Source organism: Candidatus Eisenbacteria bacterium (assembly GCA_016930695.1).
Classification (GTDB): Bacteria; Orphanbacterota; Orphanbacteria; order Orphanbacterales; family Orphanbacteraceae; genus JAFGGD01.
Window position 1 is genome coordinate 1 of the sequence record JAFGGD010000013.1, and the last position, 25,474, is coordinate 25,474.

Annotated in this window: 16 protein-coding genes; 11 read left to right on the forward strand and 5 right to left on the reverse strand. The window is 67.5% G+C overall.

The features are described 5' to 3' along the window. The first annotated feature begins 345 nt into the window (after positions 1-345). From JW958_02005 to JW958_02020, 4 genes are read left to right on the forward strand one after another with little or no spacing between them, the layout of a single operon-like run. The gene (locus tag JW958_02005) at positions 346-1,548 is read left to right on the forward strand and encodes a DNA polymerase IV (GenBank protein MBN1825009.1); all 1,203 of its coding nucleotides are present in this window, start codon (positions 346-348) and stop codon (positions 1,546-1,548) included. Next, on the forward strand, positions 1,511-4,588 hold the full coding sequence (locus JW958_02010) for a DNA polymerase III subunit alpha (protein ID MBN1825010.1): 3,078 nt from the start codon (positions 1,511-1,513) through the stop codon (positions 4,586-4,588). The genes JW958_02005 and JW958_02010 overlap by 38 nt, the downstream gene beginning before the upstream one ends. 49 nt (positions 4,589-4,637) lie before the next feature. Further along, on the forward strand, positions 4,638-6,683 hold the full coding sequence (locus JW958_02015; GenBank protein ID MBN1825011.1) for a tetratricopeptide repeat protein: 2,046 nt from the start codon (positions 4,638-4,640) through the stop codon (positions 6,681-6,683). Continuing rightward, a complete protein-coding gene (locus JW958_02020) occupies positions 6,680-8,653 on the forward strand; it encodes a tetratricopeptide repeat protein (GenBank protein MBN1825012.1) in 1,974 nt (657 codons plus the stop codon). The genes JW958_02015 and JW958_02020 overlap by 4 nt, the downstream gene beginning before the upstream one ends. A 4-nt stretch (positions 8,654-8,657) precedes the next feature. Here JW958_02020 and larA read toward each other — a convergent pair whose 3' ends face one another. Next, positions 8,658-9,917 (reverse strand): nickel-dependent lactate racemase, encoded by a 1,260-nt coding sequence (gene larA / locus JW958_02025; GenBank protein MBN1825013.1) that lies wholly within the window; start codon positions 9,915-9,917, stop codon positions 8,658-8,660. A gap of 107 nt (positions 9,918-10,024) precedes the next feature. Here larA and JW958_02030 point away from each other — a divergent pair, with 107 nt between their 5' ends. Then, positions 10,025-12,103, forward strand: coding sequence for a tetratricopeptide repeat protein (locus JW958_02030; protein MBN1825014.1), 2,079 nt, complete (start codon positions 10,025-10,027; stop codon positions 12,101-12,103). Here the strand turns inward: JW958_02030 and JW958_02035 are convergent. Beyond that, positions 12,100-14,964, reverse strand: a complete 2,865-nt coding sequence (locus JW958_02035) for an FAD-binding protein (GenBank protein ID MBN1825015.1) — start codon at positions 14,962-14,964, stop codon at positions 12,100-12,102. The two genes, JW958_02030 and JW958_02035, sit on opposite strands and share 4 nt — an antisense overlap. Before the next feature lie 117 nt (positions 14,965-15,081). Here JW958_02035 and JW958_02040 point away from each other — a divergent pair, with 117 nt between their 5' ends. The 6 genes from JW958_02040 (at position 15,082) to JW958_02065 (ending at position 22,211) form a co-directional block, all read left to right on the forward strand. Next, complete coding sequence (locus JW958_02040) at positions 15,082-15,555, forward strand: PTS sugar transporter subunit IIA (protein MBN1825016.1); 474 nt, start codon at positions 15,082-15,084, stop codon at positions 15,553-15,555. Next, complete coding sequence (locus JW958_02045; protein ID MBN1825017.1) at positions 15,556-16,929, forward strand: tryptophanase; 1,374 nt, start codon at positions 15,556-15,558, stop codon at positions 16,927-16,929. Positions 16,930-17,153: 224 nt separating this feature from the next. Beyond that, positions 17,154-17,966: a M48 family metalloprotease gene (locus JW958_02050; protein MBN1825018.1), complete on the forward strand. Its 813-nt coding sequence runs from the start codon at positions 17,154-17,156 to the stop codon at positions 17,964-17,966. Between the two features lie 67 nt (positions 17,967-18,033). After that, complete coding sequence (gene dsbD, locus JW958_02055) at positions 18,034-19,845, forward strand: protein-disulfide reductase DsbD (GenBank protein MBN1825019.1); 1,812 nt, start codon at positions 18,034-18,036, stop codon at positions 19,843-19,845. A gap of 525 nt (positions 19,846-20,370) precedes the next feature. Continuing rightward, the gene (locus tag JW958_02060) at positions 20,371-21,315 is read left to right on the forward strand and encodes an MBOAT family protein (GenBank protein ID MBN1825020.1); all 945 of its coding nucleotides are present in this window, start codon (positions 20,371-20,373) and stop codon (positions 21,313-21,315) included. A gap of 11 nt (positions 21,316-21,326) precedes the next feature. Continuing rightward, on the forward strand, positions 21,327-22,211 hold the full coding sequence (locus JW958_02065) for a hypothetical protein (protein ID MBN1825021.1): 885 nt from the start codon (positions 21,327-21,329) through the stop codon (positions 22,209-22,211). Between the two features lie 207 nt (positions 22,212-22,418). Here JW958_02065 and JW958_02070 read toward each other — a convergent pair whose 3' ends face one another. Genes JW958_02070 through JW958_02080 form a run of 3 tightly spaced genes read right to left on the reverse strand, consistent with a single transcriptional unit; the run spans position 22,419 to position 25,470 of the window. Then, positions 22,419-24,533, reverse strand: coding sequence for a hypothetical protein (locus tag JW958_02070; GenBank protein ID MBN1825022.1), 2,115 nt, complete (start codon positions 24,531-24,533; stop codon positions 22,419-22,421). Beyond that, positions 24,512-24,994, reverse strand: coding sequence for a hypothetical protein (locus JW958_02075; GenBank protein ID MBN1825023.1), 483 nt, complete (start codon positions 24,992-24,994; stop codon positions 24,512-24,514). The genes JW958_02070 and JW958_02075 overlap by 22 nt, the downstream gene beginning before the upstream one ends. Beyond that, the gene (locus JW958_02080; protein MBN1825024.1) at positions 24,988-25,470 is read right to left on the reverse strand and encodes a sigma-70 family RNA polymerase sigma factor; all 483 of its coding nucleotides are present in this window, start codon (positions 25,468-25,470) and stop codon (positions 24,988-24,990) included. Before JW958_02080 ends, JW958_02075 begins: the two co-directional genes overlap by 7 nt. Positions 25,471-25,474 lie beyond the last annotated feature (4 nt).

Sequence of the window (25,474 nt, forward strand, 5' to 3'; positions counted from 1 at the left end):
CCTTCCGCGAATCCCGCCCCGGGAGTGCATGGGAAAGGGGGAGAGGGAAGAGGGGGAATAAGGATAGAGAAAAGAGAAAAGAGAGAAGAGGACCTTCCGCGAATCCCGCCCCGGGAGTGCATGGGAAAGGGGAAGAGGGAAGAGGGAAGAGGGAAGAGAGAAGAGAGAAGAGAGGGGAGAACCTTCCGCGAATCTCGCCCCGGGAGTGCATGGGAAAGGGGGAGAGGGGGAAAAAGAAGAGAAAAGAGAAAAGAGAAAAGAGAAAAGAGAGAAGAGGACCTTCCGCGAATCCCGCCCCGGGAGCGGGCTGTGAAGGGATATATGGAAGAAGAAGGGATAAGGCGAATGAGCTGGGTTCTGCACGTGGACTTCGACGCCTTCTTCGCCTCCGTGGAGCAGGCGCGGAATCCCGCGCTCCGGGGGCGGCCGGTGGTGGTGGGGAACGGGGTGATCGCCAGCTGTTCCTACGAGGCGAGGAGGCGGGGCCTTTTCAATGGAATGCCCCTCTCCCGGGCGCGGCGCTTCTGCCCGGAGGCGGTCTTTCTGGACGGCTCGCACAACACCTACCGGCCGATCGCGGAGACGATCTTTCGCTTCTGCCGGGACGTCTCGCCGAACGTGGAGACCTTCTTGGACGAAGCGTACGTGGAGCTGACCGGCACACGACGTCTGCACGGGCCGCCGCTTCGCGTGGGGCGACTGCTCCGGGAGAGGATCCGCCGTGAAACCGGCCTTCCGGCCACGGTCGGGATCGGCGGGAACCGGATGATCGCCAAGATCGCCGGCAAGCGGGTCAAACCGGACGGGCTCGGCGTGATTCGGCCGGGCGAGGAAGCGCGGGCCATCGAGAATCTCCCGGTCCGGGATCTCCCCGGCGTGGGCTACCGGTACGGCGCGGTGCTGGAGAGGCTCCGGATCCGCACGGTCGCCGATCTCCGCCGCCTTCCGCCCGGAGCGCTCTCGAGCCTCTTCGGGAGTAGCGGCGCACTCATCCACCGGCGCGCCCTGGGGGAGGACACGGCGGTCGTGGAGGAGAGGGAGATCCCCCGTTCCGTCTCCCGGGAGACCAGCTTCCATCGGGACACGGAGGACCGGCGGGAGATCGAAGGGATGCTCTTCTATTTGAGCGAGCGGGCGGCCCGGGCGGTTCGCTCGCTCGGCCTGGAGGCGCGGACGGTGCACGTCCGGGTTCGCTACTCCGGCGGGGGATCGGCGGCGGTGTCGCGCGCCCTCTCCCGCCCGACCGGGCTCCACGGCCCGATCTTCCGGACGGCGCGTCTTCTGCTCGACCGGGTTCACCGGCGCCGGGAGGGGCTCCATCTCGTCGGCGTGGCCCTCTCCCGGATCGGACGGCCCGAGCCGCGGCAAACCGATCTCTACGAGGAAAGCGCCACCCTCCGCGAGGAGGGACTTTCGCGCGCCCTGGACCGGGTGCGGGACCGTTTCGGTTTCGGGGCGGTGGTGGTGGGGAGGAGCCTCGACCTGACGGAGCGTCTCGAACGGGACAGCCATGGATTCGTGCTACGTACCCCTTCACTTACAAAGTAACTACTCCCTTCTCCGCGGGACCGCGACGATCGACGGACTGGCGGAGTTTCTTCGGACGGGCGGGTTCGCCGCCGCCGCTCTGGCGGACCGGAACAACCTGTACGGCGCGTTCCTCTTTCACGAGCGGGCGCGGGAGGCGGGGGTCCGCCCGATCGTCGCGGTGGAGTTGGACGGCCCGGAGGGAGAGGTAGTGGTGTTGCTCGCCCGGAACCGAACCGGTTACGGCAACCTATGCCGTCTGATCACGCTCCGGATGACGGAGGAGCGTTTCGACCCGATTGAGCGGATCCCGGAGCACGCGGAGGGGCTTTTCGTCCTCGCCGCCCGCCCCGCGGACGCGGAGCGGCTCCGCCCGGGGCTCTCCCCGGGCGTTCTCTGGATGGAGATCCCCCTCTGGGCCGGACCACGGAAGGTACGGGAACTCCGGCGGGCGGCGCGCCGCCTCGGCGCGGGGGTCGTCGCCGGAGGGGCGGCGACGCTCGCCGAAGGGACAGACGCGCCGCTCCAGAGGATGCTCGCCGCGATCCGCCTCGGCGCTCTCGCCGCCGACACGCCGCCGGAGGAGCGGGCCGATCCGGCGGGTCGTCCGCATGATCCCGGCGAGGCGTCCGCTCTCTTCCGGGAGTTTCCGGAGGCGCTCGCCAACACCCGGGTTCTCGCGGAAGCTTGTGATCTAAATCTATTGGAGGGGGGAACCATCTTCCCGCGCTATCCGCTGCCGGAGGGAGAGACCGCCTATTCGCTCCTCCACCGGCTCGCCCAAGAGGGGCTTCGCCGCCGTTACGGCTCGTCGGTCACGCCGGAGGTGACCCGCCGCCTGCAGACGGAGATGGAGGCGATCCACCGGCTCGGTTTCCCCGACTACTTCCTCGTCGTGGGGGATCTGGTCCGCTTCGCCCGTTCCCGGGGAATTCCGACTGTGGGGCGCGGCTCCGGCGCCGGTTCGCTGGTCGCCTACGCCCTCGACGTCACCAACGTGGACCCGATCCGCTACCGGCTCTATTTCGAACGCTTCCTCAACGAACTGCGCGGCGACGACTGGCCCGATCTGGACGTGGACTTCTGCTGGCGCGGGCGGGACGAGGTGATCGATTACGTCTACGATCGGTTCGGCCGGGACCGCGTGGCGATGATCTCCACCCACAATCACTATCACCCCCGGTCCGCCTTCCGCGACGCGGCGCGCGCCTTCGGCGTGCCGAGCGAGACCGTGAATCGGGTGAGTCGCCGGATCCCGCGGCGCGACGACCGATCGCTCCCGGAGATCTTCCGGACCGGCGGCCTGCTCCGGGACTACCCGGCGGACCGCGAGCCCCATCGGACCGCGCTTCTACTCGCGGAACGGATCCGCGGATTCCCGCGCCATCTGGGCGTGCACCCCGGCGGGATCGTGCTGACCGACGGACCGATGGACCGCCACGCCCCGTTGGAGGAAGCGGTCAAGGGGATCATGGTCACCCAATTCGAGATGGAGGCGGCGGAGAAGGCGGGGCTCGTGAAGATCGACCTGCTCGGCAACCGGGCGATCTCCACGATCCGGGAGACGCTCGATCTGGTTCGCGAGGGGGGAGGCGGGACGATCGACTTGGATGAGATTCCTCACGACGATCCGGCGACGGCGGAGTTGATCCGGGAGGGACGGACCCTCGGCTGTTTCCAGATCGAGTCGCCGGGAATGCGGAACCTGCTTCGCATGATCGGGTCCTCGTCGATGGGGGAGACCATCGCCGCCCATTCCCTCATCCGCCCCGGCCCCGCCTCTTCGGGCATGAAGGAAAAGTTCATCCGTCGCGCCCACGGCCTGGAGCCGGTCGACTATCCCCATCCGGAGCTGAAGGATCTCCTCTCGGAGACGCTCGGCGTTCCTCTTTATCAGGAGGACGTGATGGCCGTGGCGAGCCGGATCGCCGGAATCTCCCTCGCCGAAGGGGATTTGCTGCGACGGCGTATCGGCGCGGCCCGGGACGAGGAATCGATGCGCGCGCTCGCCGGCCCTTTTCTGGCGCGGGCGGTCGCGCGCGGCGTCCATCCAAGGGCGGCCAAGGAGGTGTGGGGGATGATCGCCCGTTTCTCCGCCTACGCCTTCTGCAAGGCTCACGCCGCCGGCTACGGCGTCCTCGCCTATCAGACCGCCTACCTGAAGGCGAACCGGCCGGCGGAACACGCGGTGGCGCTTCTGAACAACCACCAGGGGATGTATCCCTCCCGGGTTCACCTGGAGGAGGCGCGCCGGCGCGACATCCCGATCCGGCTCCCCTGCGCGAACCGCTCGGCGGAGGGATTCACCCTCGACGAGGGCGCGATCCGGATCGGTCTGGGCCGCGTGCGAAACCTCTCCGAGCCGGTGCGGGAGCGAATTCTCCGGGAGCGCCCCTTTCTCTCCCTCGCCGATTTCCTCCGCCGGACCCGGCCGCCGCGCCGGGAGGCGGAGAACCTGATCCTCGTCGGCGCGTTTGATTGGACCGGTGAAACGAGGACCCGCCTTCTCTGGGAACTCTACGGAACCTACGAGGAGCGCCGGAAGGGGTGGGGCGCGCCGGAGGGAATGTTCGACGAAGAACCTTCTCGATCGATCCATACGGACCTGGACGATTTTACCCTGGAGGAACGGATGCGGCACGAAATGGAGATCCTCGGCCTCGCCGTCTCCGCCCATCCGATCGCCCTTCTCCGGGCGAAGAATGGCGACGGCGGTCGGGACGACACCCGTACGCTCCGCGAACGCCGGGGAGGGACGGTCCGGCTCGTCGGTCTCGCCGCCGCGTCCCGCCGGGTGCGGACGGCTCGGGGCGCGGAGATGCTTTTCCTCACTCTCGAGGACGAGTTCGATCTGGTCGAATGCACCCTCTTCCCCGCCCTCTTTCGCCGAAGCCGGCCGGCCCTGCGCGGCGCCGGTCCCTTCCGTCTGGAGGGGCGTATCGAGGAGCAGTACGGCGTCCGCACGGTGAACGTGTCGCGCATCGAATCCCTCGCCGCCGAGGAACCCCTTCTCGGCGTTCTCGATCCGCCGGAGGAGGACCGTTTCTTCTTCGCTGTTTGACCCGCCTTCCGCCCGCCCCGTACAATCGACGGCGGGAGGATCCGGAAACTTGCCCGACAGGGAGAACAACCAAAACGAGCGGGGCCGTTCGGGATTTCCCGGCGCGCCGTTGGCCGGGGCGGTGGTCGTGTTCGTGCTCTTCCATGTCGCCGCGTCTCTCTTTTTTCCGGAGCGCGTCTGGAGCGCGCACCATCTGCGATTTCTCCCTCCCCCCTGGATCGCGGTTTGGGCCGCCGTCCTCGCGATCGTTCTCGCGCCCCCGCTCCGACGGCGCGCGGCGGATGCAGCGGACGCCCTCTTGGACCGTGCCGGCCGACTCGGCCGCCCGGGTTCGTTCCTTCTCTTCACGGCGACCGTTCTCTTCCTCTATCTCTTCCGAACGCAAAATCTCTTCCTGGGCGACGGCTGGCTCCTGACGTCGGTGGTCCGGAACCCGGAGGAGACCGGCCTGGGGAGCGCGGGCTACCTCTCTCTCGCCATTCATCGGGGCGTTCTCGCCGCCCTCCGCGTGGTCCGGCCCGGCGCGGGCGGCGCCGCTCCCTTCCGCGTCACCGCTTGTCTCGCGGGCGGCGCGGCGGTTTGGATCGCCCGGGCGCTCGCCGCCGAGTTGGGCCGCACCCCCCGCGCGCGGCGCCTGCTCTTCGCGACGCTCCTCCTCTCCGGCGGATCGCTTCTCTTCTTCGGTTATGTGGAGTACTACCCGCCGATGCAGGCGGCGCTCCTCCTTTATCTGTGGCTCGGCGTCCGTCGGCTCCGGGGGAGGGGAGGACTCATTCTCCCCACGGCGGCGCTCGGTCTCGCCGCGGTGTTTCATGTCTCCGCCGTCGTCTTCGCACCGACCTGGATCGTACTCGCTCTTCGCGGGAAGGCGCCGGGACGGCGCGCGCGCCCGCTCCTCGCCGTCGCCGCGGCGGCCGCCGCCGCGGGGGGATGGGCGCTGCTGCACTTCACGGAGAGAGCCTATCGCGGGTGGGAGGCGTTCCTCCCGCTCGGCGGCGCGGGAGACCAAAGCTACGGGTTCTTCTCCGTGGCCCACGCCGTCGACGCGGCGAACCTGCTTTTCCTCATACTCGGAGGCGCGCTCCTTCTCCCCCTGCTCCGGTGGGGCGCGGAGGCGCGCTCCGGCGTCCCGGACGATCAGGCGGTCGAGGGGAACGACGGTGAGGAGGGCGATCGGACGGATGGCGGCGGCGACCGGGCGGCGGCCCTTTTTCTCGCCGTCGCGGCGGCGTTCGGTCTCGCGGCGTTTCTCTTTTTCGATCCCAAACTGGGCAGCCGCGACTGGGATCTGATGGCGCTCCCGCTCTTTCCCTTCCTTCTCTTTCTCGCGCGTCCGCTTTTCTTCGGGCGCGTCGAGCCGAGGAAGGACGCGGCGGCCCTCCTCGTCGGGGCGATGATCCTTCACACCTTTCCTTGGGTCGCCGCGCAGCTCGATCGGGACCGGGCGGTGCGGATGACCCTCGCCATGGTCGCCGAAGACCCGCATTACGACAACCCGGCGGCGCGCGCGCCCAAATCGTTCGGGGTTCTCTTGGCGAGGCGCGGGTACGACCGCGAGGCGGGTTTGCTCTTCGAGCGGGCGGCGGAGAAGAAGGAGGACCCGCAGAACCTGTTCAACCTGGGAACCAATCGGGCGCGGCGGGGGGATCTCCTCGGCGCCGTCGGTCCTCTGGAGGAGGCGATCCGTCTCGATCCCGGTTATCGCGAGGCTTACGTGAACCTCGCTACCGTCCGTGTCCGTCTGAATGAACCGGCCCGCGCCGAGTCGACTCTCCGCGCGCTGATCGCGGCGTCGCCGGACTATGGGAAGGGATACCGCCTTCTCGGCACGCTCCTCGTCGACGAGGGACGCGTCCCGGATGGGCTTGACGCGCTACGGGAAGCGGTCCGCCTCGATCCGCGGGACGGCGACGGATGGACCCGCATCGGGATCGTGCTCGCGGGGCTCGGCGGGCGCGAAGAGGCGAAGAGCGCTCTCGGGCGCGCGCTCGAGATCGACCCGGCGAACGAGAGGGCGCGGAACGTGCTGAACGCCCTGGAGAAAAGGGACGACCCGGAGAGGGGCGCGGCGTCGTCCGGAGGAGATGGTCGATGAGCGCTAAGCGCGCGAAAAAAACGGCGCGCGGCGGTGAGCGGGACACCGGCGGTTTTTTCTCGGCGATGTGGTGCGTTTTCCTTCTCCTCCACGTCGCGGCTTCCTATCTGTGGCCGGATCGGATCTGGGGGGCGCACCACCTCGGTTTTCTCCCCGCCTGGTTCGCGGCGGCCTGGGTCGCCGTCGCCGCGGCGTTCCTCGCGCCGGCTACGGGAGAGAAGGCCGGCCGCCTGCTGGAGCGAGGCGCGGAAAAGCTCGGCGGGCGCGCCGTCGCCACCGTCGCCGCCTCCGTCTTCGCTTTTCTTCTCTTTCTTCTTTTCCGCTCCCGAAATCTATTCCTCGGCGACGGCTGGCTTCTCTCCGGGATCATCGACAGGGGGGACGCCTACGATTTCGGACACGCCGGATTTTTTACGGTTCAATTGTACGAGGGGGCTCTCGCGCTGTTTCGGGCGGTTCGTCCCGCAGTCGGCGCCGCCGCCGCGATGGCGTTGGTGAACGCTCTCTTCGGCGTGCCGGTTCTTCTGCTCGCGCCGCGGATCGCGGCCGAATTGGTCGAGGAGCGGCGCGCCCGCGTCGTCGTCGCCGCGTCGATCCTCCTCTCCGGCGGGATCTTCTTCTTCTTCGGCCACGTCGAGAACTACACGCCCATGCAGGCGGCGGCGCTCCTCTTCCTTTGGGCGTCGATTCGTTTTCTGCGCGGCCGATCGGGAGTCGCCGCGCCGACCGCCGCGCTGGTCCTGGCCGTTCTGCTCCACCATACCGCCGCCGTTTTCGCGCCGGCATGGTTCGTCCTTCTGCTGACCGGTCCGCGGCTCAGCCGGAACGTACGAGTCCTTCTCGGCGCGGCGGCCGCCGCGGCGGCGACGGCGGGCGCGCTTCTCCTCCGCCGGGCGGCGGGCGTTTATTCAGACGGTTCCCCCTTCCTCCCCCTCCTCGAGAAGGGGAGCCACTCCTGGACCTTCCTGTCGCCGGACCATCTCTCATTCCTCGGTAACCTGCTCCTCCTCCTTCTCGGCGGCGCGCTCCTGTTCCCCTTTCTCCGCTTGCCGCGGCGGTCCGCCGCCGGAAAGGGAGGAGCCGAAAGGAGGATCGTTCTTTTCCTCGCCGTTTCCTCCGGGGGAGGGCTCCTCTTTCCGCTCCTCACCGATCCGCTTCTCGGCGCGCGGGACTGGGATCTGATGGCGCTTTCCCTCTTCCCTCTCCTTCTCTTCCTCGCGGCGTTCTGCCTCTCCGGAAGGAGGCCGCTTTCGACGCGGGCCACGTCGCTTCTCGTAGGCGCGATGCTCCTCCACACCGTTCCCTGGATCGCCGTCAACACGGGCCGGGATCGGGCGGTGCGGATGACCCTCGCCATGGTCGCCCGGGATCCGCACTACGCGAACCCGGAACTCCGTGCGCCCACCGCGCTCGCCGTCCTTCTGAACCAGGCCGGTTACGCTGAAGAAGCGGAGGTTTACCTGCAAAGATCCTTGAAACTGAAGTCGCGCGCCGTGGACTACGTGAATCTGGGAAAGAGCCGCGGGGGGAGCGGGGACATGGAGGGGGCGATCGCCTTCTTCCTGCGCGCGCTGGAGTCGGACTCGACCTACGCCGACGCCTGGTTGAACCTGGCCGTGGCGCGCGTGCGCTCCGGCGACTCGGCCGGAGCGGAGAGAGATCTCCGGCGTTTGCTCCGGATCGAGCCGGACCACCTTCCCGGCTGGATGATGCTCGGCAATCTTCTCGGTGAGCAGGGACGGATCGATGAAACGGAGGCGGTCTTCGAGCGGTGCGTCGAGTTGGACGACGGAGACGCCTCGTCCTGGGAGAAGCTCGGCATTCTGCGCGCCCGGGCCGGGAAGAGGGGGCCGGCGATGGAGGCTTTCCGCCGCGCGATCCGGCTCGATCCGAAACGCGAGCAGGCCCGGTCGCTTCTCGCCGAACTGGAGAGGATGGGGGAAGGGGACGGTTCCGCGCCGAAGGATTGATTCGTTAATCTTCCGGAACGACCCAAGTGTAGGGCCCCTCGGGTAGGACGACCACCCGGGGGCGCCCGATCCCTTCGAGCGCCCTCTCCACGCCTTCGGCGACGCCGGCCGCCGGCGTGATCCCGAAGGAGCGCGTCCTTTCCGGGTCGAGGCCCTCCGAGAAGAGGAAGATTCTCCGTTCCGCCATCGCCTCCCGGAGGTGTTGCACCATCCACTGGTCCTTGCGGAAGGAGCCGGGGCGGCGGGCCCAACGCAAAAAGGCTTCCAGGTCCGGCGTCTCGCCGAGAAGCTCGACGAAGGGCGCGCTCCCCCACCCCTCGTCGCAGGAGGCGGCGAGAAGCACCGCGCCGCCGGGACGGACGATCCCTTCCGCGCCGACGATTCCCTTGACGCTTTGATAAAACGTGGCGTCCAGCGGAGCGCCGCCGCCGCACGTGACGGCCAGGTCGGCGCCGCCGGGTACGGCGCGGCGCGCGGAACGGATCAGGGCGCGGCATGCTTCCAGATGAGAGTGCTCCAGTTCGCCGGCGAAGACTCCCGCCGGGACGCGCCCGCCGCCCAGAATCACGTTCACCGTGAAGTCCGCGCCGGCGGCGCGGGCGATCTCCAGCGCCTCCTCATGGAACGGGTTTCCCTCCAGGATGCCGGTCCGGGCCCGGCGGTGGCCGATCATCTCCGGCCCGTGGAGGATCGGCATCGCGTCCAGGCCGATGACGCCGGGGGCGACCATCTTCCGTCCCCCCGAGAAACCGGCCAGGAGGTGCGGTTCCACGAGTCCCACCAAGACGCGCAAGGAGTGCTCCAGGTAGACGCGGTCGATCCACATCGGGGTGCCGCGCGAAGCGACGCCGATCCGTTCCACCCGCGCGGGGTCGTGGGAGAGGAAGCGGAAGCGCGCCGCGACCTCTCCGCCGAGGAGCCGCCGCGCTTCTTCGTCGCCGACGGGGCGGTGCATGCCGGTGGCGAAGAGAATGGTGATCCTCTCCTGCGGGATCGCCGCGGCGAGAGTGTCCAGAATCGGCGGGAGGACGATCGGGAGCGGGAGGGGGCGGGTGGCGTCGGGGACCACGACCACCGCGGACCCTTTCCCTTCGGCGACGCGCGCCAGGGGCGGTGAATCGATCGGTTTTTCCAGGGCGAGGAGGACCGCGCCGCCCGGATCCGGGAGGGGTTCCGGCTCGGCGGGGGTCACCACGCGCACCTCGGCCCGCGCGGGTAGAGGAACATCGATCCATCCTCGGCCGTATCGGATTCCGGGAACCAAAACGCCTCCTTCGGAGCGGTTTTTTGTCGCCCAACGAGAATAGGGTGGACGGGCGCTCTTGGCAACCGCCGCCGCGGTCCTTACAATCGGCGGCGAAGGGGGGAGGCATGCGAAACAAAGCCGCCGCGGCCGCTATCGGATCGGTTCTTCTGCTCGCACTCGTTCTTCGCGGCGCCTATTTTTTTTCCTTGGCGGACCACCCCGAATTCCGCACCCCCATGCTGGACGCGCGCTGGTTCCATCAGCAGGCTCTGTCGATCCTGGACGGGCGGTGGGAAGGGGCGGAAGCGGTCTTCCGCGCTCCCCTCTATCCTCTCTTTCTCGCCGGCGTCTATCGCGTCCTCGGAGCCGATCCGGCGGCCGCGCGCGCCCTTCAGCTTTTCCTCGGCTGCATCGCCGTGCTGCTGTCGATCCGTCTCGGCGGGCGGATCTTCGGGCGGACCGCAGGTCTGATCACGGGGGTCCTCGCCGCGGCCGACTGGATCGTGATCCACTTCGAGGGGGAACTGCTGATCGCGTCGATTCTCCCCCTTCTCGCGACGGTTCTTCTTCTCGCCCTTCTGCGCGCGGAGCGCTCCTCCCGCGCCCGGACGAGTCTTCTCGCCGGCGCCCTCCTCGGCCTCTTCGCCGCCGCCCGTCCGAACGTGCTCCTTTTCCTTCCGGCGGCGGCCTTCCTGCTCGGCCGAGTCGAGAGGAGAAGGGGGCTATTCCTGATCGCGGGCGCTCTCCTCCTGATCGCGCCGATCACCGTGAGGAACCGGATCGTCTCCGGCGAATGGATCCTCCTTTCCTCCCAAGGGGGATTGAACTTTTATATCGGAAACAATAGGGAGGCGGACGGTATGCACGCCGCGTTTCCCGGACTCCCCTCCTGGGTGAACGAGGACGTGGAGAGAGTGACCGCCGTCAGGATCGGACACCGACCCTCGCCGAACGAGACGTCCCGGTACTGGCTCGGCGAGGCGCTCCGGGAGATCGGCGGCGATCCGGTCCGTTTCGCCGGGCGGTTCGCGCGCAAGGCGTACTTCCTTCTCTCCTCGTATGAAGTGGGGAACAACCGCGACCTCACCCTTTTCCGTCAAAGCGATCCGGTCCTCCGGCTGCCTCTCCTCTCCTTCGGCGTCCTACTCCCCCTCGCGCTGACGGGGATGTTTTTTCGGCGGCGCTCCGGCCCGGGGCGGTACCTGCTCGAATCGTACCTTCTCTTCTACGGCGCGTCGGTGGCTCTGTTTTTCGTCTGCGCCCGATTCCGGGTCCCCCTTCTCCCGGCGCTTTTCCCCCTCGCCGCGCGGGGACTCCTGGTGCTGTCCGCGCCGATCCGGGAACGCCGTTTCCGCGCCGCCGCCGCGCCGCTCCTCTTCTTCTTCGCCCTGCAGGCCGGAATCTCCGTCGATCCTTTTCACGCGAAGCGTTCCGCCGTCGGCCAAGACGCCTTTCATCGCGGGAATGTTCATGCACGAAGAGATGAGCCGGAGAAAGCCGTCGCCGCCTACCGGGAGGCGATCGAGAGAATCCCCGATTTCCCCGGCGCCCACTATCACCTCGGCGTGGTGCTTCTCGGCATGGGTCGGGAGGAGGAGGGGATTCGCGAGCTCGAGGAGGCGATGCGGCTCGATCCGTCGAACCCGCGGGTGCCGGTCGGCCTCGCGGAGCACCTCGCTTCCCAAGGGGAGCGGCGGGAGGCGGAACGCCTCTACCGAAGCGCCATCCGCGCCGATCCCTATTTCCCCGGCGCGGTGATGGGGCTCGGCGGCCTTCTCGCCGAGGAGGGGAGGGCCGAGGAGGCGGAACCCCTTCTCCGGCGCGGGCTCGATTTGGCGCCGGGGGAGCCGGCCGCCCTCCTCAACCTGGGGAAGTTTCTCGCCTCCACCGGGAGGGAGGAGGAGGCCCGGCCTCTCCTGGAGCGGCTGACGCGTGTCGCGCCGGACCGGAAGGAGGGGTGGTTCGAGTTGGGCCTGCTTCTCCATCGCGGCGGAGACCCGGCGGCCGCCGCGAAGGCGTACCGGAACGCCGCCCGCCTCGACCCGGCGGACCGGCGTTCCCGGATGAACCTCGCCCTCGCGCTTCGACAGATCGGCGACGGCGAGGGGGCGGCGCGGGTGCTTCGGGAGGTGATCGCCGCGCACCCGGAGGACGGGGAGGCGCGCCGCCGCTTGGAGGACCTGCGGGGGGAGGCGGGCGACTAGAGGGCGGGACCGCGCACCGTCTCCACCCAGTGAACGGCGCGGCGGCCGGAAGCGTCGGCGATCTGATGGCGGCAGCTGAACCCGCAGGCGACGATGACGGCGTCCTCGGGCAGTCCGCGGAGCGCCGGGAAGAGCCGGTCCTCGCCCACGCGCATGGACAGCTCGTAGTGTTCCTTTTCATAGCCGAAGGATCCGGCCATCCCGCAGCAGCCCGAGTCGATCTCCCGCGTCCGGGCGCCGGGCGCGAGGGCCAGGATCCTTTTCATCGACTCGGTGCCGAAGAGCGCCTTCTGGTGGCAGTGGCCGTGGATCCAGATCTTCTCCGCCCTAGCGGTCCAGGCGCCTTCGATTCGTCCCTCCCGAACCTCATTGTCCAGGAAGACGTCGATGGGGTGGACGCCGGCGACGATCCGTTCCGCGAGGGCCGCGTCGTCCATCAGGTCGGGGAGATCGTCCAGGAGCGCCGAGGCGCAGCCCGGTTCGCAGACCACGACGGGGATCCCGTCCCGGACGAGACGATCCAGATTGCGGAGCGTGCGTTCCCCCTCTCGTTTGGCGTCCCGGAGGAAGCCGTGGGAGATGCGGGGGCGCTGGCAACAGCCCGCGCGGGCGAGAACCACTTCATACCCGCATGATTCGAGCAACTCCACCGCGGCGACGCCGACCCTCGGTTCGTGATAATTCATGTAGGTGTCGTCGAAGAGGGCGACCACGCGGCCGCCGGATCGCCCGCGCCGCCGCCGAAACCACTCCGGGAAGGGGCGGCGCGCGTAGGCGGGGGCGACGCGGCGGCGGTCCAGGCCGGCGAACCGTTCCAGAAGGAGACGGAAAAGGGGATTTCTCTGCGCGGCGTTCACGATCGGGGCGAGCGGGCCGGAGGCGAGCGCCGCCGCGCGCGGCGAGAAGGCGACGATCCGGTCCCGGAGCGCCGTTCCGTGCCGGTCCCGGTAACGTTGCAGGAACTCTCCCTTCAGCTTCGCCATGTCCACGCCGCTGGGGCACTCGGTCTTGCAGGACTTGCAGGAGAGGCAGAGATCGAGCACGCCCTCCAGATCGTCTCCGTCGAGGGCTTCCGGCCCGAGTTCGCCGGCGAGGGCGAGCTGCAGCGCGTTGGCCCGCCCCCGGGTGGAGTGGTCTTCATCCCGGGTGGCGATGTAGCTCGGGCACATCGTCCCCACGCCGGTCTTGCGGCAGGCGCCGACGCCGACGCACAGCTCCACCGCTTCCAGGAAACCGCCGGCGCTCCGGTAATGGTAGACCGTGACCGGGGCTTCCGGCCGCGGCCGCCCGCCGGCGCGGAGGTTCCGATCCATCGGAGGCGCATCCACGATCTTCCCGGGGTTCATCCGGTTCTCCGGATCGAAAAGGCGCTTCACCTCCCGGAAAGCGCCGTACACTTCGGGTCCGAAGAATTCCTCCAGATAGGCGCTCCGCACGAGCCCGTCGCCGTGCTCACCGCTCCACGAACCGCCGTACCCGCGGATCAGGTCGAAGGCGGCCCGGGAGATCGTTTTCATCGTCTCCACGTCCTCCGGCCGGTGGAGGTCGAGGAGAGGGCGCACGTGGAGAACGCCCACGCTGGCGTGTCCGTAAAGGACGGACCGCGTTCCTCTCTCGCGGCAAACCCGGTCGATCCTCTCGATGTACTCGGCGAGATGCTCCACGGGAACGCAGGCGTCCTCGATGAAGGGGATCGGTTTCCTGTTTCCGCGGATCGACGTGACCAGGCCGAGGCCGGCGCGGCGCACCTCCCACACCCGCGCCTGCTCCTCGCGGGTCTCCCGAACCGGGCATGCTTCGGCGGGGCCGGCGCGGAGCGTCTCCGCGGCGAAGTCACGGGCCCGCCTGCAGGCGGATTCCCCGTTTTCGTCCAGGAACTCCACGATCAGAATCGCCCGGGGGGTTCCTTCGAGGAAGTCGCAGAGAGAGGCCGTGCTCGGGCTGGTGCGGGCGCGATCGATCACCGTTCCGTCCAGCACCTCCACCGCCGAGGGATGGTGTCGGAGGACGGCCGGCACGGCCCGGAGCGCGGCGTCGAGGGAGCCGTAGTGGGCGACGGCGAGGGCGGTGTGCCGCGGAAGAGGCTCCAGCCGGATCTTCGCGTCTAAAAGAACTCCGAGCGTCCCCTCGCTTCCGGCCATCAGTTTCGCCGGATTCCAATCCGTCGGATCGAGCAACTCGTCCAGGCAGTACCCGGCGACGCGTCGCATGACCTTGGGGAAGCGGGCGCGGATCGCGTCGCCGTTCTCCCGCACGATCCGCCGGAGTCCGCCGACGAGTTCCCCTTCCCGGCCGCCGGCGACCGCGGCGCGGGCCGCCTCCTCGGGCGCGAGCTTCCGGAGCGTCACGATCTCTCCGTCCGCCAGGAGGACCCGCGCCTCGAGGACGTGGTCCACCGTTTTCCCGAAGACGAGGCTCCGCATGCCGGAGGAGTTGTTGCCGATCATGCCGCCGATGGAAGCCCGGTTGGAGGTGGCGGGGTCGGGCGCGAAATGGAGCCGTCTCGCCGCGAGGAGAACGGTCAGCTCGTCCCGGACGAGACCGGGCTGCACGCGCGCCCAGTGTCCCTCCGGGTCCGTCTCGACGAGCCGGTTCAGGTGCTTCGAGAGGTCCAGCACGAGCGCCTCGCCGGTGACCTGTCCGCCGAGGCTCGTGCCCGCCCCACGGGGAATCACCGGGATCCCCTCCTCGGCGGCGGTCCGCACCGCGGCGACCACGTCCTCCTCGTCCAGGGGGATCGCAACGGCGACCGGCGTGATCCGGTAGACGCTCGCGTCGGTGGCGTAGAGACCGCGGCCGAGCCGGTCGGTTCGGACCTCCCCCCGGAGGCGCGCGCGCAGATGCCCGGCGAATTCGCTCATGCCGGCCAGTATACTCCCTGCGCCCGGTCCCCTCCAGGGGCGCCTCTCTCTTTGACAGCCCGAGGGCGCTTTGCTACCATTCGCCCGCGAGAATCACAAACCCGGTCGTGAGCGACGATGACACCGCTTCTTTCCGAACTCATCGGTCCGGATCACGTCCTCCTTCCGCTCGAAGCGGAATCCAAGGAGGAGGTGCTGGACGAGCTTATCCGTTTCCTGATTCGCCTGATCGGGCGGGAGGACCTGGAGGAAGCGGTGCGGAAGGGCGTCTGGGCGCGGGAACGGGAGATCTCCACCGGTATCGGGAGGGGGGTGGCGATTCCCCACGCCGAGCTGGACGCGGACATCGAGCCCGCCGCGGTGCTGGCCGTCTCCCCGGCGGGAGTTCCCTTCGACGCCCTCGATTCCGAGCCGGTTCACATTCTCTTTCTCCTGATCTGCTCCGGCCGACAGCCGGAATTCCGGCTCGGCGTGCTCTCCCGCCTTTCCGGACTCCTCGGGGACCGTTCGATCCGGCAACGGCTCCGCGAGTCGGCGACGGCGGAGGCGGTGGTGGACGTCATTCGGGATTATGAAGGGAAGGAAGCTTAGATGGACTACCCGATGGAACCATACAAGATCAAGGTGGTCGAACCGATCGCCGTCACCAGCCGGGAGGAACGGACGGCGATCATGCGGAAGGCGGGATACAACGTGTTCAACGTGCCCGCCGAGAAAGTGACCATCGATCTGCTCACCGACTCCGGAACGTCGGCGATGAGCGATTACCAGTGGGCCGGCCTCATGCTCGGCGACGAGTCCTACGCCGGGAGCCGGAACTACTTTCATTTCGAAAAAACGATCCGGGATCTCTACGGTTTTCGGAACGTCATCCCCGCTCACCAGGGACGGGTGGCGGAGAACCTGCTCTTCAGCACGGTGGTGAAGCCGGGAGACACGGTCCCGAACAACATCCACTTCGACACCACCCAGGCGAACGTGGAACACAACCGGGGGATCGCCGCCAACTGCGTGATCGACGAGGGGCTGGATCCGCGCGTCGAGCATCCCTTCAAGGGGAACATGGACCTCGGCAAGCTGGAGCGCCTCATCCAAAAAGTGGGAGTGGAGCGTGTCCCGATCTGCATGCTCACCATCACCAACAACTCCGGGGGCGGCCAGCCGGTCTCGCTGGAAAACATCGCCGCCACCCGAGAGCTGTTGAACCGCTACGGGATTCCGCTCTACTTCGACGCCTGTCGTTTTGCCGAAAACTGTTATTTCATCAAGAAACGGGAGCCCGGTTACGCGGACGCGGATCTCCGGGAGATCGCGCGGAAGATCTTCTCCTACGGCGACGGTTGCACCATGAGCGCCAAGAAGGACGGCCTGGTGAACATCGGCGGTTTCCTCTGCACCAACGACGGGGAACTGGCCGAGAAGATCACCAACATGTTGATCCTGATCGAGGGTTTCCCCACCTACGGGGGCATGGCGGGGCGCGACCTGGAGGCGATCGCCCGGGGTCTCGAAGAGGTGATGGTCGAGACGTACCTCGAGTTCCGGATCAACCAGGTCCGCCAGCTCGGTGAAATGCTGGAGGCCGAGGGCGTGCCGATCCTGAAGCCGGTGGGGGGGCACGCCGTCTTCCTCGACGCCAAGGCATTCCTTCCCCATATCCCGCCGGAGAAGTTCCCCGCCCAGGCGCTCACCTGCGAGCTCTACACCGAGGGGGGAATCCGGGGTGTGGAGATCGGCGGCTTGATGTTCGGCCACAAGGACCCGGAGACGGGCAATCCGATCTGGCCCGAGCTGGAGATGGTTCGCCTCGCCGTGCCGCGGCGGGTCTACACCACGGCGCACATGCAGTATGTGGCGGAGATGATCGGCGCGATCTACCGGCGGCGGGACTCGATCCGCGGGCTCCGGCTCGTCCACGAGGCGCCCCAGCTCCGGCATTTCACCGCCCGTCTGGAACCGCTTTAGGGGGGAATCGACCTCCCCTCCCCATGGAAGAAGAAAACGCCCGGGCGGGCGCGTCCGGGCGTTGCCTTGTTCCACCCGCCGAGGAAACCTTTCGGAAGGGGCGGTGCGCGATGGTATCATGTGCCCGATAGGGTCGGCGGCGGGCTCCCCCTCGCTTCCGGCCGCCGTGAATCGCCGCGCCCCCCGCGCGGCTCCGGGGGCACGTTTTCCATGAGAGGTGCGCGATGACCGAATCGACCCTTCGTAGACGAATGGGAGCGGTGGTCCTGCCCCTGCTTCTGCTTCTCGGCTGCGCCGCCGTCTCCCAGATCAACCTGATCCCCACCGAGGACGAGGTTCGGATGGGGGCGCAGTTCGCCCAGCAGATCGAAACGGAGCTGAAGATACTCGATGATCCGGTGGTGACCGCCTACGCCGACAGCCTCGGTCAATTGTTGGCCGCCCACTCGGCGAGGACGGAGATCGCCTACCGTTTCCGGGTCGTCGACAGCGACGAGGTGAACGCCTTCGCCCTGCCCGGCGGTTTTGTTTATATCAACAGAGGGTTGATCGCCGCGGCGGACGACGAGGCGGAGCTGGCGGCGGTGATCGCGCACGAGATCGGCCACGTGGTGGCCAAGCACGGCGCCAAGCAGCTGACCCGGCAGTACGGTCTCGCCGCGATCGCCACCGCCGCCCTCGGTGAGGATCCGGGGATGATCCAGTCGACGGCGGCGAACATCCTGGTCACGGGCGCGCTGATGAAATATTCCCGGGACGCGGAGAACGAGGCGGACCATCTCGGCGTGGACGAGCTGGTTCGGTCCGGAATCGAGCCGGACGGCATGGTCCGTTTCTTCGAGAAGATCCGGGAGATGCAGGGCCGGGAGATGTCATCTGTGGAGCGCTTCTTCTCCACCCATCCTCCGACGGAGGAGCGGATCGACTACACCCGCGCGTACATCGCCTCGATCCCCGGGAGGGAGAGGCTCACCCGCGACTCGGATCGGTTCCGCCGCATCCGGGAGCGGACCGGCGGGATCGGGGAGAGCGATTAGACTCGGAGCGACGCCGCTCCGGCGCGGCGCAACTTTCTGAAGAAAGCCTCACGAGGAGCATCGAGCGATGTGGAGAGATACGGTACGGCACGCCGCGGCGATCGTGTTGGGGACGGCGATCGCCCTCCTGATTCCGGCGTCGGGCGTTCTCGCTCAGGAGAGTCCCTTTTCGACGACCGCCGAGGCGGTCCGGCCCGCCGGCGACGCGAACCGCGGCGAGGTGATCTTCCGGGTCGCCGTCCCCGCCGGCCACTATCTCTACCGGGACGAGGTGTCCGTGGAGTTGGAGGACGGGGAGCCCTTCCTTCTCGGTGAGACGGCCTACCCCGCGGGCAAGGTGAAGTACGACGCTTTCCTGGAGGAGGAGGTCGAGATCTACAACCGATCCTTCTCGGTGCGGGCGCCCCTCTCCCTTCGAGAGGGGGAGGCTTTTCCGGAGAGCGTGAGCGTGGTGATCGGGTATCGCGGTTGCACGAGCGAGGCTTGTTTTTTCCCCGAGCGGATTCCCTTCACCCTCGCTTGGCGCGAAGGCGCGGCGGCCTCTTCCGGCGCGTCGGCTACGGTCGCCATCGGCTCGCCGGAGAAGGGCGCCGCCGAAGAGGCCCCTCGCGGAGCGGCCGGCGGCCTCAACTTGGCCGATCGAATCGCCTCCCGCGGGCTCTTCTGGGCCTACCTCTTCGTCTTTGTTTCGGGGATTCTCCTTTCCTTCACACCTTGCGTGTTCCCGATGATCCCGATCACGCTCAGCGTGATCGGCGCCCGGGGCGAGAAGAACCCGGCCAAGGGCTTCCTCCTCTCGCTGATCTACGTGCTCGGCATGGCGCTGACCTACAGCGTCCTCGGGCTGCTCGCCGCGAGCGGCGGCATGATGATCGGGTCGTTCATGCAGAGCCCGATCTTCATCGGCGCGATCGTCGCGATCTTCGTCGCCTTGGCGCTCGGCATGTTCGGGCTCTACGAGCTGCAGGTCCCCTCGGGTTTCGCCGCCCGGCTGAACCGGGTCGGCGGCGGCGGCGGGTGGATCGGCATCTTCCTGATGGGGATCGTGGCCGGCCTGGTCGCCTCTCCCTGCGTCGGACCGGTGTTGGTGGGCCTCCTCGTCTACATCGCCCAGACCGGCAACGCGTTCCTCGGCTTCACGCTCCTCTTCACCCTCGCCATGGGGATCGGCGTCCTCTTCCTCGTCATCGGCACGTTTTCGGGCCTTCTGGCCACGCTACCCGGCGCGGGAGGCTGGATGGACGGCGTGAAGCGCGTCTTCGGTTTCCTTCTCCTCGGCGTGGCGCTCTATTTCGCGGCGCCCCTCCTGCCGGATCGGCTGGTGCATCTCGCCATGGGGGCGCTGCTGACGATCGCCGCGTCCTTCTTCGGTCTCTTCGAGACAATGCCGGAGGGGGCGGGCGCCCGGCGCCGAGTCGTGCGGGCTGTGGTGCTTCTTATCGGCGCCGCCGGAGTGGCGTTCTTCCTCGGCGCGGCGGTGCTCCCCCTCCTGCCGATCGGCACCGCGGCGGGACCGGCGGGGGACGGCGCGGAGATTTCCTGGATCCGCGATCACGACGCGGGGCTCGCCGCGGCGCGCGAGGCGGGCCGCCCGGTGATGATCGATTTCACCGCCCAGTGGTGCGCCGCCTGCAAGGAGCTGGAGCACGTGACCTACAGGGACCCGGCGGTGATCGCGGAGAGCCGGCGTTTCACCATGGTGCTCGTCGACTGCACCAGGAAAGACGCCGTGATCGAGGCGCTCCTGGATCGATACCACGTGAAGGGGCTGCCGACGATCGTCTGGATCGATTCGTCCGGTGAGAGAGTGGACGAATGGACCGTCACCGGTTTCGTCGAGCCGGACGATTTCGCGGCGATCATGCGGCGGGTTCGCTAGGGGAGTCCGCGGGGCGGCCGGTCCCGGATCTCCATCCGGATGAGGAGCCGAGGTCGATTCTTTCGAGTCTTGCGTCCCCCGACGGCGTGCTATAGAATCGATCGCCAAGCACCATGTTATTCAACTCGTTCCATTTTTTAATCTTCTTTCCCGTGGTGGTAATGCTTTATTTCGCAATGCCTTCCCGGTTCCGTTAGTTTCTCCTTCTGGTCGCCAGCTACCATTATTATGCCTGCTGGAAGCTGGAATACCTTCTTCTGATCATTACGTCCACGCTGATCGACTATGTCGCCGGAATCCAGATCGGGAAGGCGGACACTCGGCAGCGAAAACGGCTCTTTCCCGTTCTCAGTCTCGTGATCAATCTGGGGCTCCTCTTCGCGTTCAAGTACTTCGGCTTCTTTGCGCGGTCCCTAAGCGAACTGCTCGGCTTGTTCGATGTCGCGTACACGCCGCCCATCCTCAAGGTATTGCTCCCGGTGGGGATCTCGTTCTATACGTTCCAGACCTTGAGTTACACCATCGATGTCTACCTGGGCAGGCGGCAGCCGGAGAGGCATTTGGGCATCTTCGCGGTTTACGTCTCCTTCTTCCCCCAGCTCGTCGCCGGACCGATCGAGCGATCGACCCGACTTTTGCCCCGGTTTTTCGAGGAGAAAGGGTGGGATTGGGATCGGGTTCAATCCGGATTGCGCCTACAACGGCGCGGCGCTCTTCCTCGCCACCTTCTTTTTCGCATTCCAGGTTTACTGTGATTTCTCCGGTTATTCGGATATCGCGATCGGCGCCGCCCGGGTGATGGGATATGAACTCACCATCAACTTCCGCCAGCCCTTCTTCGCCCGCTCCATCCGTGAGTTGTGGGAGCGCCGGCACGTGACCCTCACGACGTGGTTCCGCGATTACATCTACATCCCCATGGGGGGGAGCCGTGTACGGACCTTTTTTCAATACCGTAATCTTTTCGTGACTTTTCTGATCAGCGGGCTCTGGCACGGAGCGAACTGGACGTTCGTGGGATGGGGGGCGCTGAACGGCGTTTATCTCGTCATCGCGCGCCTGACGAGCAAGCCGCGCAGGCGGCTCATCGAGACCTTCCACCTCGATCGGGTGAATATCCTGCTGAACCCGCTCCGAACCGTTTATATCTTTATCCTCTTCCTGACCGGCCTGGTCTTCTTCCGGTCGCCGAGCGTGAGCGATGCGTTCCGGATTTTTCCGCGCATCGCGACCGATCTCTTTCGGATCCCCTCGCTCGGTTCCCTGCCGGCGCCTTACGACGTCACCCGGGATATGTACTTCCTTTTCGGGTTGATCGTTCTCTTGAATCTTTATGACTGGTACATCAACCGGGAGTGGACGTTTTTAGAAGGCCCGATCGCCAGGACTCTCGTGACGTCGTTTCAGTTCTGGGCGATCATGGTGTTCGGAGTGTTTCATAATCAAGAGTTCGTTTACTTCCAGTTTTAACGAAGCGCGGAATGAAAAAAAGAATCCTGTTCCTTCAGTTGGCGATCGTGATCCTGATGGGCGAGGCGTTTTTCCGCTTTGACGAAGCGACGCTTTTCTTTCAGGGCGCGCGGTTCGAGTTCCTCGAGAGCGAGCCGCGGGTGAGCGCCTTGCGGACGGATCTCGATGAAGGAACCTTCGATCCCGATTCGGCGGCGCTCCGCGTGATGATGGTGGGCGATTCGTTTCTTTTCGGGGGGAAGGCGAACGAGGACTATATCTTTTCGAACCAGCTGAGGGAAAAGCTCCGTGCGGAGAATTGCCGCGGAAAGGACGGCGTGTACGTTCTCGACCTCAGCAGTCCCGGCGCGAACACAGCAGTTAACTTCCGAAATTTCGAGAGTTATGTGGAGCGTTTCCGGCCCCAGATCCTCCTGTGGGTGTACAGCCGAAACGATGTGTACGAGGGAGGGGAGGAGGATCCGGGAGGAGTCGGCGGCGGGCGGGAAAAGGTCCGGTCCGAGGACGGATCGCGCGCCGTGGATCGCCTGAACCGGATCGTGAAGGACACGCAGGGGTTTTTCTTCCGGCACCTGAAGACGATGCGCTGGGCTCTCAAAACGATCAACACCGAGCTGAAGCTTCGGGGTGTTCTCGTGCCGGGGACTCAGCACTACCACCTGATCAAACGCTCTCACGCGCCGGACTTCGGTCCTTGGAAAGAGTCGCAGCGGCAGTTGGAGGCGATGGTCCGCAAGTGCGAGGAAGAGGGGATCTTCGTTCTGGTCTTCAATTCACCCTATCTTCTATATGTTGAAGAATTATGGCATCTACGACGAGCAGGACCGGGTGATCGCCGATTACTTTCATGGACTCGGAGTGAACTTCGTCAACGGCGTGGACTTTTTCCTCGATGATCGGGATGGAGAATACGCCATATCACGGTTCGACCTGCATCCCAACGAAGCGGCTCACACGAGAATCGCCGACGGGATTCATCGGTATCTTGTCGAAAACTACCCGCCGGAAAACGATGCCACCACGAAATAGGCCGGGGTCGTGGAATTCGCGCCCTCGGACACGGGAGGCCGGCGGAGGCCCGGCGAGAAGCGCAGGCCGGGCGATCAGCCGCCCGAGCCCGGACCGGGACCGCCCGGTTCGTCGCCGCGCACCCGCACGGGCACGACCACCGATCCGGTGATCGGCCATCCGGGAACGCCGGCTCGAATAACGATCGTGCCCACCCCTTCCCGTTCCGCGAGGAAAACGCCCGTCCCGGCCTGATACTCCCCCAGATGAGAGGGATGGACCTTGCCCGTAACCTCGAGACGGCCGAGATCGACCGGCTCTCCTCCGCTCGTGGATGCTTCGACGACGATCCGCGCCTCCGATCCCACCGGGAGATCGAGGTTGGCGGGCGTCGCCTTGACGTTGAGCCGCAGGTTCTCCCAGGCGATCCGGATCGGGGCGACCGCGCCGATCCGCCGGCCGTTCGGCTGCACCAGCTCGGCGACCAGGTTCCCCTGGTAGAGGAGGGCGGCGTTCGCCGACGCGTCGTTCCCCGCCCAGACGACGGAAGTCCGGTCGCCCACCGGCGGTTCGGCGCGGACCCGGCCGGAGGGTTCGAGCCGCCACTGGACCACGGCCGGCGCTTCCGCCGCGGACGTGGCGATCCGTGCGCGGAAGGGGATCCCCTTGCCGGAGAGGGCGGCCTCGATGGTGACCGCGCCGGTCCAGGAGGGTGGATCGATAAACAGCCGCGCCGTGCTTTCTTCACCGCCGACCAGAACACGCGCCCTTCCCATACGCGCCCGCCCCGCCCCCTCCGTTCGCACCAGCACGCTCCCCTCGCGGCGGTTCGACTCGCGCCCCGCCAAATCGGCGAAGACGCGGTTCGCCGTGAAGAGACCGTCGGGCGTGATGGTGCCCAGATTCGGCGGGTCCAGGTCCCAACGGAGAAGCTCGTCGGACGGCCCGTTCTCCACCGTGAAGCGGACCTGCTCTCCCGCGTCGACGGTCACCACCGCCGGGCGCACCCGGAGCGCTTCCCCGGAAGGATCGCCTAGTATGCGCACCCGCGCCGAAGCCTCGGCCGCGGCGCCCGTTCCGAGATCCATGAAGCGACCGGTCACGCGCGCCTCCAGGACGGAGTGGTCTTCTCGATCCGCCGCGAGGAAGAGACCATCCGGGGTGATCCGGCCCGCCTCGGGCGGGTCTACGGTCCAGTCGACCGGTTCCGGAACGGCCGAGCCGGGGGCGCCGATCGAGACGAGACGGAACCGGACCTCTCCGCCGATGCGAACCGTTGCGTTCTCGGGACGCACCGCCACCGTCGGGAGTCCCGCGCCGGAGACCCGCACCCGCGCCTCGTCCCGGGCGAAACCGTCGTCGGTCAGGAGGGAAGCGATGATCCGCCCTTCACCCGGAAAGGGACCGGCGCGGAAGAGACCGTCCGCGATCGCGCCGATTCTCTCCGGGACGGCCATCCACTGCACGGCGCCCGCCGCGCCGGGTGGGTTTATCTCGGCGCGAAAGAGGATCTCGCCGCCCGGCGCCGTCTCCGCTTCCGCCGGCGCGACGCGGATCACCGCCGGTTCCGGCGCTTCCATCCCGCCGATTCGCACCCGGGCGTAGCCGACTCCGCGCATCTCTCCGGCGACGACGATCGCCGCGATCCTCGCGTGCCCCGCTTTCCCGCCCGCGCGAAAGACGCCCTCGCCGTCGATGTCGCCGGCACCGGACGGCACGATTCTCCACTCCGTCGTTCCCGTAGCCTCCGTTCCCGTGGAGGGATCGAATGCGCGGGCGCGGAAGGCGATCTCTCCCCCCGGCGTCGTTGCCGCCTCGGACGGTTCCACGCGAACCGTGAGCGACCGCATCCCCCCCTCGACGATACGGATCAGCGCGTGGCCGACCGCCCGCCGCGCGCCGGAGCGGACCTCGACGCGCAGGATCCCCCTTCCCGGCTCGCCGCCGGCGACGAAGGAGCCGTCCGGGCCGACGACGCCGAGCCGGCGGGGTATCACTTCCCATGTAAACAGAGGATTCGCGCCCTCCCAATCCGCCGGCAACTCGGCGCGGAAACGCGCCCCATCCCCGGCGAGGAGGACCGCACGGTCCGGAGAAACGCGCAGCGCCGTCTCCGTCCGCGCCGCCGGGGCCGCCGCCAGAAGGGCGATAAACGCCGCCGCCGGCGCGAGCAGCCGGAGCGTTCGGGTCAGAGCGTGACGATCAGCCATGACGGTTCCCCCACGATCCGGCCGCGCCGGTCGGTCAGTTCGAGCCGGAAAAAATGCGACCCGGGCCGGACCGGTCCGGGAGGATCGAGGATGACGAAGTGGTCGTTCCATTCGGCGAGGGCGGTCACGTCCCTCTCGTCGAAGAAGACCCGGACCCGCCCTCCCGCGAGGGAAGGCTCGAGCGCCGCGCAGAGAGGATCCCCGGCGGCCTGAATCGGTTCCTTCTCCGGTGGGGCGACCAGCGCCGCGCGGACCGGCGAGACCCCGGAGCGGCGGAAGGACTCGTCGGCGAGCGCCGCCGCCAGGATCGCCGCCGCGGCGAGCGCCCCGGCGATCCTACCGAACCGAGCGCGCCTCCCCGGCGCCGCGCGGAACCCGCCCGTCCGGCAGCTCGGATAGCGCTCTTCTCGAAGCCGCTTCCCGTCGCCGGCGAGCCGCTTCTCGATCTCTTGGTCTAGCAACGTTCCACTCTCCTCTTCAGGATCTCCCGCCCCCGCGCGAGCCGGGACTTGATCGTCCCCTCGGCGACCCCCAAGTCCCGCGCCATCTCCCGGACGCTCCGGTCCGCGTAGTAGTGGAGCAGAAGCGCCTCCCGGTACGGTTGCGGGACCCTCTCCAGCTCCCGGCGCAGGGCGCGGTCCTCCTCTTCATGGGCGGCGGGCGCGCCGATCCGGCGCCTTCCCATGAGAAACGCCGCCCCCCTCCGGAGTCGCTCCTTCCGCCAATGCCGCCGAAGCACGTTCCGGGCTATGGCGTAGAACCAGGTGAAGGGATCGCTCTCTCCGCGGAAACGTTCCCAGCCGCGAAAGGCGCGCAGGAAAGTTTCCTGCGTCAGATCCCGAGCCGTCTCCTCATCGCCGGCGGCGCCGGCGAGGTAGGCCCAAACCGGGCGGCCGCACCGCTCCAACGCCTCCTCGAAGGTCGGCTTGTCCGACACGTTC

Bases quoted from the DNA above. Each gene is read 5' to 3' on its own strand.
- JW958_02005 (MBN1825009.1), top strand. From the start codon at position 346: ATGAGCTGGGTTCTGCACGTGGACTTCGACGCCTTCTTCGCCTCCGTG.
- JW958_02010 (MBN1825010.1), top strand. From the start codon at position 1,511: ATGGATTCGTGCTACGTACCCCTTCACTTACAAAGTAACTACTCCCTT.
- JW958_02020 (MBN1825012.1), top strand. From the start codon at position 6,680: ATGAGCGCTAAGCGCGCGAAAAAAACGGCGCGCGGCGGTGAGCGGGAC.
- JW958_02030 (MBN1825014.1), top strand. From the start codon at position 10,025: ATGCGAAACAAAGCCGCCGCGGCCGCTATCGGATCGGTTCTTCTGCTC.
- JW958_02035 (MBN1825015.1), bottom strand. From the start codon at position 14,964: ATGAGCGAATTCGCCGGGCATCTGCGCGCGCGCCTCCGGGGGGAGGTC.
- JW958_02040 (MBN1825016.1), top strand. From the start codon at position 15,082: ATGACACCGCTTCTTTCCGAACTCATCGGTCCGGATCACGTCCTCCTT.
- JW958_02045 (MBN1825017.1), top strand. From the start codon at position 15,556: ATGGACTACCCGATGGAACCATACAAGATCAAGGTGGTCGAACCGATC.
- JW958_02050 (MBN1825018.1), top strand. From the start codon at position 17,154: ATGACCGAATCGACCCTTCGTAGACGAATGGGAGCGGTGGTCCTGCCC.
- dsbD (MBN1825019.1), top strand. From the start codon at position 18,034: ATGTGGAGAGATACGGTACGGCACGCCGCGGCGATCGTGTTGGGGACG.
- JW958_02060 (MBN1825020.1), top strand. From the start codon at position 20,371: ATGTCTACCTGGGCAGGCGGCAGCCGGAGAGGCATTTGGGCATCTTCG.
- JW958_02065 (MBN1825021.1), top strand. From the start codon at position 21,327: ATGAAAAAAAGAATCCTGTTCCTTCAGTTGGCGATCGTGATCCTGATG.
- JW958_02070 (MBN1825022.1), bottom strand. From the start codon at position 24,533: ATGGCTGATCGTCACGCTCTGACCCGAACGCTCCGGCTGCTCGCGCCG.